Origin of the sequence: Nocardia sp. BMG111209 (assembly GCF_000381925.1) — a bacterium.
GTDB lineage: Bacteria > Actinomycetota > Actinomycetes > Mycobacteriales > Mycobacteriaceae > Nocardia.
In genome coordinates this window covers 1870277-1881170 of sequence record NZ_KB907307.1, presented here as the reverse complement: position 1 = coordinate 1881170, position 10894 = coordinate 1870277, and the positions used below count along the sequence as shown (strand labels likewise).

Annotated in this window: 10 protein-coding genes; 9 read left to right on the top strand and 1 reads right to left on the bottom strand. The window is 69.4% G+C overall.

What is annotated here, in order from left to right; translation table 11 throughout:
* The first annotated feature begins 43 nt into the window (after nucleotides 1-43).
* The 9 genes from G361_RS0108560 (at nucleotide 44) to G361_RS0108520 (ending at nucleotide 10113) form a co-directional block, all read left to right on the top strand.
* On the top strand, nucleotides 44-475 hold the full coding sequence (locus tag G361_RS0108560) for an NfeD family protein (RefSeq protein WP_019926653.1): 432 nt from the start codon (nucleotides 44-46) through the stop codon (nucleotides 473-475).
* On the top strand, nucleotides 475-1743 hold the full coding sequence (locus G361_RS0108555; RefSeq protein ID WP_019926652.1) for an SPFH domain-containing protein: 1269 nt from the start codon (nucleotides 475-477) through the stop codon (nucleotides 1741-1743). Before G361_RS0108560 ends, G361_RS0108555 begins: the two co-directional genes overlap by 1 nt.
* A 106-nt stretch (nucleotides 1744-1849) precedes the next feature.
* Entirely contained in the window at nucleotides 1850-3169 is a 1320-nt protein-coding gene (locus G361_RS0108550; RefSeq protein WP_019926651.1) for a hypothetical protein, read from the top strand.
* Entirely contained in the window at nucleotides 3166-5079 is a 1914-nt protein-coding gene (locus G361_RS0108545; RefSeq protein ID WP_019926650.1) for a hypothetical protein, read from the top strand. The genes G361_RS0108550 and G361_RS0108545 overlap by 4 nt, the downstream gene beginning before the upstream one ends.
* Nucleotides 5076-7589, top strand: coding sequence for a hypothetical protein (locus G361_RS0108540; RefSeq protein ID WP_019926649.1), 2514 nt, complete (start codon nucleotides 5076-5078; stop codon nucleotides 7587-7589). Before G361_RS0108545 ends, G361_RS0108540 begins: the two co-directional genes overlap by 4 nt.
* A 359-nt stretch (nucleotides 7590-7948) precedes the next feature.
* The gene (locus G361_RS0108535) at nucleotides 7949-8290 is read left to right on the top strand and encodes a transglycosylase family protein (RefSeq protein ID WP_019926648.1); all 342 of its coding nucleotides are present in this window, start codon (nucleotides 7949-7951) and stop codon (nucleotides 8288-8290) included.
* A gap of 197 nt (nucleotides 8291-8487) precedes the next feature.
* The gene (locus tag G361_RS0108530) at nucleotides 8488-9534 is read left to right on the top strand and encodes an alpha/beta hydrolase-fold protein (RefSeq protein ID WP_019926647.1); all 1047 of its coding nucleotides are present in this window, start codon (nucleotides 8488-8490) and stop codon (nucleotides 9532-9534) included.
* Nucleotides 9535-9559: 25 nt separating this feature from the next.
* On the top strand, nucleotides 9560-9790 hold the full coding sequence (locus G361_RS51730) for a ribbon-helix-helix protein, CopG family (RefSeq protein ID WP_019926646.1): 231 nt from the start codon (nucleotides 9560-9562) through the stop codon (nucleotides 9788-9790).
* Nucleotides 9790-10113, top strand: coding sequence for a hypothetical protein (locus G361_RS0108520; protein WP_231387004.1), 324 nt, complete (start codon nucleotides 9790-9792; stop codon nucleotides 10111-10113). The genes G361_RS51730 and G361_RS0108520 overlap by 1 nt, the downstream gene beginning before the upstream one ends.
* On the opposite strand, the gene G361_RS0108515 is transcribed toward G361_RS0108520, so the two are convergent.
* The gene (locus tag G361_RS0108515) at nucleotides 10110-10784 is read right to left on the bottom strand and encodes a TVP38/TMEM64 family protein (RefSeq protein WP_019926644.1); all 675 of its coding nucleotides are present in this window, start codon (nucleotides 10782-10784) and stop codon (nucleotides 10110-10112) included. The two genes, G361_RS0108520 and G361_RS0108515, sit on opposite strands and share 4 nt — an antisense overlap.
* Between the last annotated feature and the right edge of the window lie 110 nt (nucleotides 10785-10894).

Below are 10894 nucleotides of genomic sequence, written 5' to 3'. Positions count from 1 at the left end.
TTCTTGCCCGCGTCGCCACCGCCGGAGCGGTTAGGGTGGAGGCGTGGCCGCTGTCGTATGGCTGATCGCGGGGGTCCTGCTCGCGGCGGCCGAGATGCTCACCGGTGATTTCACGCTGCTCATGCTCGGCGGAGCGGCGCTGGCCACCGCGGGCGTGGTCGGGGTGGTACACCTGCCGGTGGTCGGTGGTGCGGTCGTGTTCGGTGTGAGTGCGGTGGCGCTGCTGTTCCTGGTGCGTCCGATGTTGTTGCGGCGCTTCGCGACTCCGCCCCCCACGCTCACCAACGTGCACGCGTTGCCGGGTAAGTCGGCGCGGGTGCTCGAGACGGTCAACGAGCACACCGGCCGGGTGAAGATCGGCGGTGAGGTGTGGAGCGCGCGGCCGCTCGACCCCACCGAGGAGTACCCCGAGGGAGAGACCGTCTACGTGATGAAGATCGACGGCGCGCACGCCGTCGTCTGGAAGGGGCCGTGATGGCTGTACTGATCGTCGCGATAGTGCTCGTCATATTGGTCGTGGTGGTGGTGTTCCGATCGATCGCGCTGGTGCCGCAGGCCGAGGCCGCGGTGATCGAGCGGCTGGGCCGCTACTCCCGGACGGTATCGGGGCAGCTGACCTTCCTGGTGCCGTTCGCCGACCGGGTCCGTGCCCGGGTCGACCTGCGTGAGCGGGTCGTCTCGTTCCCGCCGCAGCCGGTGATCACCCAGGACAACCTCACCGTGCAGATCGACTCCGTCGTCTACTTCCAGGTCACCACCCCGCAGGCCGCGGTGTACGAGATCAGCAACTACATCGCCGCGGTCGAGCAGCTGACCATCACCACGCTGCGCAACGTGGTCGGCGGTATGACGCTGGAGGAGACCCTGACCTCGCGCGACGCGATCAACTCGCAGCTGCGCGGCGTACTCGACGAGGCCACCGGCCGCTGGGGTCTGCGGGTCGCGCGGGTCGAGCTGAAGGCCATCGATCCGCCGCCGTCGATCCAGGAGTCGATGGAGAAGCAGATGAAGGCCGACCGCGAGAAGCGGGCCATGATCCTCACCGCCGAAGGCACCCGCGAGGCCCAGATCAAGACGGCCGAGGGCGCGAAACAGTCGCAGATCCTCTCCGCGGAGGGTTCCAAGCAGTCGGCGATCCTGTCCGCGGAAGGTGAACGCCAGAGCCGCATCCTGCGGGCCCAGGGTGAGCGCGCCGCCTCCTATCTGCAGGCCCAGGGCCAGGCGAAGGCCATCGAAAAGGTCTTCGCCGCCATCAAATCCGGCAAGCCGACCCCGGAACTGCTTGCCTATCAATACATGCAGACCCTGCCGCTGGTCGCCAAGGGCGACGCCAACAAGGTCTGGGTGGTGCCCAGCGATTTCGGAAAGGCGTTGGAGGGCTTCGCGAAACAGTTCGGCAGCCAGGGCGAGGACGGTATCTTCCGCTACGAGTCCGCACCCGACGACGCCGGAAGTTCGCAGCCCGAGGACGATTCCGACGAGGTCGCCGACTGGTTCGACGTGAAGACCGATCCGGCCGCCGAGCGCGCGGTCCGGGCCGCCGAGGCCGCGGCGGCCACCCCGGTCGACCCGATCGCCCCCGCCGCCCCGGCACGGCCGCAACTGGCGCCCGGTGCGCAGCCGCCGCGCTTCCCGCAACAGTCACCCGACCAGCCCCCGTTGCAGACCCCGCCCCCGTCGCAGCCCTTGCAGCAGCCCCCGGCATTCCGCCGGCCACCGCCGGACTATCCGCCCGCGCGGTGAGTACCCGGCTCGGAATCTCGCATTTCGTCGCTGCGAACCCGTTGCGGCCGTTAAGGTTTCCCCTACAAGTAACACCGGCGTGCGTGGTATGCGGTGATGGGGGAATATGGTTTCGCGGCGGACGATTCTGCGTGCGGGGGTGCTGGCACCGGTCCTGACCGGTTGTGCGTCCCGCGTATCGAGTAGTGGCGGCTCCACGGCGGTCCGCATCGCGGTGCCGTGGAGCGGCGACGAGCTCCGGGCCTTCCGCAAGGTACTCGACGGTCTTCCGCGGGCGGCCCCCGGCGCCGATGCCGCGATCGAGGTCGTGCCCCTCGGCGACGAGATCGATACGGCGTTGTCGGCCCGCCGCAGCTCGGCGCCCGAGATCGTCATGCTGCCCACCGTCGGCGAGGTCAGGTCCCAGCCGATCGGGCGGTTGAAATCGGTTCCGGTGAGTCTGTGGTCCACCGACGGCCAGAACCACGTCGACGACGACGAACGGCTCAACTACACGAGACCCTGGCGGAAACTGCTCTGGCCGCGCGGCGAACCGCATGCCGTGCCGTTCAAGTCGGCCGCCAAATCGCTGCTGTGGTACGACCGGACGGCCTTCGCCGGCGGGGCCCTGCCGCCGGGCTGGACCGTAGCGGACTGGTCGGCTCGGGTCGCGCCCGGTCGCGCGCTGCTGGCCCTCGGCGCCGCCGACGGCTGGGTGCTGGCCGATATGTTCGAGAACGTCCTCGACAGCTGGTCACCCGAGGAGTATCGGATTCTCCAGGACGCGAGTTGGGCCGGTGATCCACGGAATTGGGACACCGAACTGATGAAGGATATATTCACTCGGCTGGGTTCCCTGTGGGGTGCGCCGGGTGTGCTCCCCGGTGGGGTCGGTCGCGCGCTGACCCTTCAGTTCCCCGACGCGGTACGCGCCGTCTTCGAACATCGGAAGGCCGCCATGGTGGCCGCCCCCGATTTCGCCGCGCCCATCGTGCGCAGTGCGATGGCCCGGGCCCGGCGGCCCGAACACGAGGTCGGCGTGACCTGGTTCCCGGCGGTTGCCCCGGACAAGGCCGCTCCGCGAATCGGCGGTGGCGACGTCATGGTGATGACCGCGAATGCCAGCACCGCCGCGGTGGACCTCGTCACCCGGCTGTCCGCGCCGAATGCCACCGCCTCCTGGGTTGAGAACCCGGGTGGATTCCTGGTGCCGCGCCGGGGGTCCGAGCCGCTGCCCGACTGGCCGATACTGACGGATCTGGCTCCGGATCTCAACAAATGGGACGCCTTCGGCCTCGCCGACATGATGGGCCCGGCCGGCCGCCGCAACGGCTTGTGGCAGGTCCTCACCGACCTGCTGAAGGACGTCGGAACCGGTCGTCACCCCGAGGAGGCGGCGCACCGAGCGGTGGACGGGATGGTCGCGGTCGAGAAGAGTTTCCGATGACCGACGGTGAGATCGTCGCGCACAACCTGAGACTGGAGGTCTCGACCCGCCGGATGGCGGGCCCGCTGCACGCCGGTCGCCGGTGGCCGTGGCTGTCGCTGCTGTTGTATATCCCGGCGGCGGTACTGGTGCTGTTGTTGCTCGTGGTCCCAGCGGGATTCACCGTCGAGCGAGCACTGCGGGCAGACCTTCGCCTGGTCGAGTGGTGCGCGGTGTTCGCACTCGCCGCGATCGCGCTGGTACTGCTGTGGCGGCACGACATCACGCCACGACTGGCGAAAGTCGGCGTCCCGCAGACGGACAGTGCAGAACCACCGGGAGAGAAGCCGGTACCGCAGGCGCGTCCTCGGCTCCGCGCCCTCGTGAGAGCGGGTCTGTTCGCAGCCTGGCCGTTGGCATTCGCGTTCGCGGCCCTCGCGGCGATCGAGGTGACGATCGAACTCGGGCCCGCGGGTCGCGGCGCGTACGGGCGCACCCTGCTGTGGGTGGCGTTGATGCTGGTCATGCTCTGGGTCGGATTTTGGGTGGCGTGGCAGTGGCGTAACACCTGGTGGATGTCCTGGCCGGTGGTACTGCCGTTCGGGGTGTCGGCCTTCGCCACCGGCGTGGCGGCCCGTCTCGTCGTCGGCTGGGCGGAGACCGCCGGATTGGTGAAAGGCATTGCCGGCGAATATGTCTGGTACATGGGTGCGCTGTTCATGGCATTCCTGTGGACGTGGTTCGGGGTGATCCTCGTCCTGTTCCGGGGCGCGGTCGCGGCGGTGGAGGCCGATCCGGTGCGCCGTGGGCATATCGACGGGCCGGGCGGCAGGATCTTGTGGTACCGGCTGGTGCTGATGGTGCGGCCGGTCGTTCTCGTGATCGGCCTGGGTTCGGTGATCGCCGCGGCCCGGGTATTCGACGCTGTACTGATCGCGGTACCCGGCGCACTCCAATATTCGCTGGACAGTGCGACCGTGCACTGGTGGCGGCTGGCTACCGGCGATCCCCACCCCGGCCGTGCGGCGGCCTACGCGATCCCGCTGGTCGTCATCGTCGGCCTGACCGTGTGGGTGTTGCAGATCGACGCGGGCAAGCTGCGCACCAGCTGGGTCCGGTCCGCGCCGCGCCGCGATCCCGTGCGGAAGCTGTTGCCGTGGTGGCAGCAACTGCGGGTATGGATTCCCACGGTGGTGGTGCTGTCGCCGCTGGTCCTGCTGCTGGTGGTCGGCTTCACCGGTACCGGTGGGCCGGGGTTCTACGGCGCCAACAGTATCTGGCACGACGAAACCTTGTGGCGCGCACTGCAGAACACCTTCGAGGTGGCGGCCTGGGCGACGGCGCTGACGCTCGGGGCCGCGCTGCCGGTCGCCTACCAACTCGCCGCGTTGCGGCCCGAACGACCCGCGGCGCGTTCGAGCGTGATCCTGCTGGTGGTGCTCGCGGTTCTGCCCGCGCAGTTGTACGTCGGCCCGATCCGGCAGGCGGCCGAATCGCTGGGCCTCACCGGATTGTCCCGTGCGACACTGATTCTCGTGCACGCCGCGATCGGATTGCCGATGGCGGTCCTGATCCTGCGCGGCGCCCTGCTGCCGCCGCCGGACAGTCCGGAGGCCGACGCGCCGCGCGGTTCGAGCGTCCCCGTATCGGATGTGCTGGAGATGATGTGGCGCGCCCGACCCGCGGTCGGCGCGGTCGCGGTGCTGGAACTGATCCAGGTGTGGAACGACTTCTTCGTCGGTCTGCTGGTCAGCGGCGCCGACGTCAGCCCGTGGTCGGTGCTGCTGTGGGGCGAGGCGCGCGAGTTCAACGAGAAGACGGGCTATCTCGCGGCGGGGGCGCTGATCTCGGCGGTGCCACCGGTGTTGCTGTTGCTGTTCACCTGGCGGCGGTTCCTGGTGCCCGGCCTCTCCGGCGGGGTGCTGCGGTGAGCCCGGACAACCGCACCGAGCACCGCTCCCGGGCCTCGCTGATCACTCCGCCGCGAACCCTGTTGTGGCTCGGCCTGATCGGCCCACCGGCCCTCCTCGGCGGTGAGATCCTGCTCGAATTCGCCGGCAAACTGGTCGAGGGCGCACTCACAGACAGCCCGTTGGCGGCGCTGTTCGGACAGGTGCGGCTGTGGGTTGCGGTCGCCCTCGTGGTGGCGGCGGTCGGCTATGTGATGTGGCGATGGGTCACCGATATCCGCGAACGCTGGCGCATCACGCAGGAACTGGCGTTGACCGCCGACCTGGTGCAACCACCGCCTCTGCCGAAAGGTATGCCGGCGGTGAGCGGAAACGACACAGTGCCGGAAAGCGAGGCGGAGGACGGCGACATCATCGCGGCGGTGCTGCGCGATCTGCCGGTGGACGTGTTCGAGGTCAGCGCGCTGTATGACGTCGTCGCCGCGATGCTCTCCGCGACGAGAGTTCTTCCCTACGAGCGAGGTTCGCAGCCGAACACCACCGTGCTCCGTGAGATCAATCGCCTGCGGGACAGTCACGTACTCACCGCCGCGGGCCGTGATCGCCTAACCCACTCCGGAAAACCGGAACTACCCGACGCCCTCGAAGTGGCCCGGACCGAACAGTGGCCCGCCGCACTACAGGAGTTGCTGCGCCACTACGCCGACCGCGCCTCCCGCTGGGCGGTGGCGCTCGACTCCGTCGAACTCAGCGCCGGTGCCCAGCGCTGGTTCCTCGCGGAGGCCGATGATCTGCGGCACTTGATCTCGGCCTGCGCGGAGAAGTACCCTGCGCCGAAACCGGTTGCTGCCGAACATGTTCGGAAGTGTCTGCGCCCGACGTTGCTGGAGTGGCTGCGCGCAGTGACGCGAACCGTGGTCGGCCCGGGATCACCGTTACGCCTGTTCGCCGGTACGGGTTCGGGTGATCGGCCGTCCGGGACGCCGGTCTCCGAGTCGGGCTCGGGCGGTCAGCCGTCCAAGGCTTCGGCCCCCGAGCAGGGTTCGGGTGATCGGCCGTCCGAGACATCGGCCCCGGAGTCGGGTTCGGGCGATCGGTCGTCCGAGATGCCGCCCACCGAATCGGGTTCGGTGGTGCCGACGGTTCGGTCCGCCGAGGGTCCGGCCGATCCGCCGGGGCCGGCGGAAACACCGGCGGAGGTGTCGGGCCCGGAGGCTGAGGAACCCTCGGCGACCGGGGCTTCGGAAGAGGAACCGACCACCGGCACGGGTCGGGTGCGCAGTGCTGGTGCTACCGGCCGGCCGGCCCTGTCCGAGGCGGCGGTGGTGGATCTGGCGCGGATCGCGGACGCGCTCGATCTGTGGCACGCGCGTATCGGGTTGGGCGAGGACGCTTACGGGATCGACTCACAGATGAAGTCGATCGTGGACGACACCCGCTTCCCCGAGATCGACGCGATGGTCCGGATTCGGCTGAACGACCCCGGAACTCGTCGCCGATGGATCCGGCCGTTCCGGTACCACTGGAGCCTGCGAGTGCGCTGGGAACATCGGAAGGCACGCGAACTGCTCGCCGACGCCACGGCTGCCGGACTCTTGGGAACCGCCCTGACCGACGCCGATGGAATGAGCGAAGTCCTGCGGCTGCGCGACGAGGTCCTGGCACATCTGGAGTACGCGTGGTCGCATTCGGTGCGCCCCGACGTACCGGGACAGGTGACGCTGCTGCTCGAGACGGCCACCCTGCACCTGCGACTCGGCCATCCGGATGCCGCGTGGAATCGCCTCACGCTGGCGCAGGCATTGACCGACCGAGGCCGGGACCCGTCGGGGCGAGCACACACCTTCGAGCTGATGGGCGTGCTGTGGTGGATGCGGGGCGAACCGCGTCGCGCGCTGCGCTGCTGGCAGACCGCACTTGACGGATACCGAGCGTTGGAACATCGGCTGGGTACCGCCCGCTGCCTGCAACATCTGGGTTCGGCGATGCTGGTGGTGCCGGAATGCGCCGGCCTGCTGCTGGACGGCGACCTCACCGAGGGGGAGGTGCTCCGGCAGGCGGCGGGCTGGCTTGCCGCGGCAGAGACCCAGCGCGCCGAACTGCGGGAAATCGTGTCGAGCGCGGCGAACCGGCGGGCCGAGGTGCGAGCAGGGATCTCGGAAGCGGATACCCGGCGTGCCGAGGCGCGGAAAGTCGCGACTGTACCGCCACCCGCCCCGGAGTCCGTGCCGCTGCCGAACTTGGAGACCGTGCCGCTGCCGGAGTCGGAGTCTGGGCCGCTGCCAGGTCCGGAGCCGGTACCACGGCCGGAGCCGGAGCCGCCGGAGCCGCAGCCGGTGCCCGAAACCGGTGCCGGGCCGGATTCGAAGAGCGGTACCGAAGACCACCTGCCGCTTCGCCTCGCCGGTGTGTATCTGACCCAGATCGAAGGTCGACTCGCGAAGATGTCCGGTGGCCTGCCCGAAGACCACCGACCAGGACGTCCCCGCTTCGGTCGCTGGCCGCTGCCGGAGCCCGGCGACCCGCAGTGACCCAGCTCACCGACCGACCTCTGAAACCGGTCTATTCCCGGCGTTTCGGGGTCGACACAGGTGATCTGTGTCACATTACATGGCTGTGATTACTGGAACGCCGGTGCCGTCGCGCACCCCGCGTCCGGCCGGGAAACGACCGGTTCGCCGGTGATTGCATTCAGCTATATCACCGTTATCGCCGCGTGATCTGCCGTGATTTGTTCGTTATCGTCGTCGGCAACCCGGACAACCGGGCCGTGACTCGAAACGCAGAACACCGGTGATCCCGTCCCGCGTCGAGTTCCGAACCGAGATTCCCGGGGACGGGAACCCGCTGGCAAATTCGTGCGGGTGGTGGGGTGCAGGCAGGAAATGTTATGACCAGCAACCGCAAATTCACCCCGCGTGCTCTCGGTCTCGCCGTCGTCGCCGGTGCGCTCGTCGTCGCCCCGCTGGCCCTGGCCGGCACCGCTTCCGCCGACGACGGTCACGACTGGGATGCCGTCGCGCAGTGCGAGGCCGGTGGCAATTGGAACATCGACACCGGTAACGGTTTCTACGGTGGACTGCAGTTCACCCAGGGTACCTGGGAGGCCAACGGCGGCGCGGGCAGCCCTGCGGACGCCAGCCGCGACGAGCAGATCCGGGTGGCCGAGAATGTTCTCGGCAGCCAGGGTATCGGCGCCTGGCCGGTGTGCGGACCGAACCTCTTCAATTAGTTCCACGTTACCGCGAAGAGATTCGAAGGACCCGTCGCGCGGAATTCCGCGCGACGGGTCCTTCGGTCGTTGATCGCGTGTCGTATCGCTCTCAGCAATTCCCCAGCTGGGTTGCAGACTGCCTTCATCCGGGTCGGGCAGCGTAGCCGCTGTAGTTCTCGAACCGTGAAAGCAACTGTTTCCGAAGGAGTTACGGCGTGCGACTGCCGAGATCACGAGCGAGCCTCGCACTGTCCGCAACCCTGGCGGTCGTGCTCGCCCTCGCGCCGCTCGTCGCCGGTCCGGCGTCCGCCGACCCCGTCGCGCTACCCGCGGCCGGCACCTCCGGCGACGGCTCCCGGATCGACAGTGTGCAGGCGGCCGACGGCGGCGGCCTGACCCTGCAGGTGTACTCCGCGGCGATGGACAAGGACATCGAGGTCTTCGTGCAACGTCCGGCCGATACCGGCACGCCGGCGCCGACGCTGTACCTGCTCAACGGCGCGGGTGGCGGTGAGGACACCGCCACCTGGAACGCTCGCACCGACGTCCTGGGCTTCCTCGGCGGGAAACACGTCAACGTGGTCGAGCCGATCGGGGGGCAGTGGAGCTATTACACCGATTGGCGCGCACCGGATCCCGTACTCGGCGTGAACAAGTGGAAGACCTTCCTCACCGAGGAGCTGCCGCCGCTGATCGACCGCTCGCTCGGCGCCACCGGCGCCAACGCGATCGCCGGGCTGTCGATGTCGGGCACCTCGGTGCTGCAATTGCCGATCGCCGCCCCGGGCCTGTACCGCTCGGCGGCCTCGCTGTCGGGATGCGCCCAGATCAGCGACCATGTCGGGCACGATTTCGTCACCCTGGTGCTCGCCGACGGCGGTGCCAGTCCCGACAACATGTACGGCCCGCAGGACGATCCGATGTGGGCGGCCAACGACCCGTACGTCCACGCCGACCAGTTGCGCGGCCTGAATCTGTTCATCTCCAACGGTTCCGGCCTGCCCGGCCGGTACGACACCCTGAACAACCCGTACGGCCTGCCCGGGGTCGGCGGGCTGGCCAATCAGGTCGCCGTCGGCGGCGTGCTGGAGACGGCGACCGACTACTGCGCGCACAATCTGCAGACCCGCCTCGACCAGCTCGGCATTCCGGCCACCTACGACTTCCAGCCGACCGGCACCCACTCGTGGGGTTACTGGCAGGACGAACTGAAGAAGTCGTGGCCGACCCTGGCGCGCGGGCTCGGGCTGCCCGGAAACTGACGGTCGCGCCCGTATCCTCGGCGGCATGGGCAAGACGACGCGGCTGACGGTGAGCCTGGACGCGACGGTCTACGAATGGGTGACCCGGGCGGCGGCGGCCCAGGGCCGATCGGTGTCGGCGGTGATCAACGAGGCCGTGCGCCGGGATCTGGTCCGCGACAGCCTCGCCCACATGCCCATCGTGCCGGAGGACGACGCGCTGACCACGACCGCGGCCGCGGCGGAACAGGCGCGGCTCGCGCACGGCGAGCGCTGATGGCGGAGCCACGCATGATGCGCGGCGAGGTCTGGAACTGCGCACCCACCAACCCCGAGGGGGAGGCCCTGCCCCGGCAGCGGGCCGTGATCGTGGTGTCCGATCCGGCGGTGCTCGACTCGCCCTACCGCTGGCTGCACGTGGTGCCGCTCTCCGAGGCCGATCCCGGCCACCTGCTGGCCACGCACACCGAGCACGGGTGGGCCGACGCACTGGAATTGCATCCGGTGTACCGGCCCTGGCTCAGCGGCCCGATCGGCACGCTCACCGAGGAGGAATCCGAGGCCCTCGACGCGCGGCTGCGCGCGGGTATCGGGCTCTAGGGCCGTACCTCGGCCGGTTCCGGGGCGACCTCGTCCACCGGCCACCGCGCGTCGACGATCAGCCCGATCACGCCGATCGCGATGCACACCCCCGACAGCACCAGCAGCGCCGGATCGGTCCGGCCGGTCAGCGCGTCGCCGAGTACCACCACGCCGATCGTGCCGGGCACGATGCCGACCACGGTGGCCAGGACATAGGGCAGCATCCGCACCGAGGACAGCCCGGCGCAGTAGTTGATCACCGAGAACGGCACCGGGGCGATCAGCCGCAGCGAGCCGACCGCGAGCCAGCCGCGTCGTGCCAGCCGCCGGTCCACCGCCCGCACCGCCGGATGCGTCAACCGCGCGGCCACCTGATCCCGGTCCAGTGCCCGGACCAGCAGCAGTGCCAGGATCGCGCTGATCGTGGTGGCCGTGAGCGCCACGGCGACGCCGAGGACCGGGCCGAACAGCAGGCCCGCGCTGAGCGTGAACACCGTGCGCGGGAACGGCGCGATCGTCACGATGGTGTGCACCGAGAGGAACACCAGCGGAAACAGCGGCCCGGCGGATTTCGCCCAGTCCCGGATCTGCTGCGGGGACGGATGCGGCGCCAGCAGCGCGACCGCTACCAGTGCCACCACCACCGCCAGCGCCACCAGCGTGCGGGGATCCCGGAACTTGCTCAGCACCGTGTCAGGTTACCGAGCCGCCGGCGGGCAGGTCCCGCGCGGTCGCCGATGCGCTCGACACGCCGTCGGACCCGGGGTGTCTTCACGCAGGGGGTGCGGGACCGCGACGG